Genomic DNA, 525 nt, shown 5'->3' with positions numbered 1-525 from the left:
GTCCTGTGTCACGGCGCCGTCATCTGAATCCGCCAGTCTGTCGCCCTTCGAAACCGACACGGACCGCGTCATGCTCCACGCCGAAAACCAGGATCGTCTTTACCTCATTGCCCAAAGCGACGAACAACAAACCTTAGTCGGCAGCCTCGCCTTCAATGTACAGGACCGGCATTGGCTGGTGTATTGCGCGTTGGGCGGGCATCAACATGCGGATTTGCCGGAGACGGATTTGCTGACCGGGGTGAGTGTTCTGGACTTCTATTCGCAAGCGGCTTGATTTCCCTTGCTGGAGCGGCAGGCACAAAAAAACCCGGCGCCATCGCTGGCACCGGGTTCTTTAAACAAACTGCAAACCGTTACTCGCCAAGCACCTGACCAATCGTCGGGTCCTTGAACAAGCGGGTCAACGCATCACTCAGCACATCACTGACCAGCTTGGTATTGGTTTCCTGATTCGGCGCCATGCCAAAACGCTGATCCAGCGACGCGCCGTAGCGACCGCTGTAACGACGGTTGGCATTCTGC

At 57.0% G+C, this 525-nt stretch carries 1 protein-coding gene; it reads left to right on the top strand.

Annotated elements, in window-relative coordinates; genetic code table 11:
- On the top strand, positions 1 to 277 hold a 277-nt coding region (locus tag AC1DF0_RS32080), incomplete at its 5' end, for a hypothetical protein (protein ID WP_477577604.1).
- Positions 278 to 525 lie beyond the last annotated feature (248 nt).

Source organism: Paenibacillus sp. 05T425, assembly GCF_056396205.1.
Note: the sequence above shows the minus strand (reverse complement) of the source record. Positions and strands in the feature narration are given on the sequence as shown.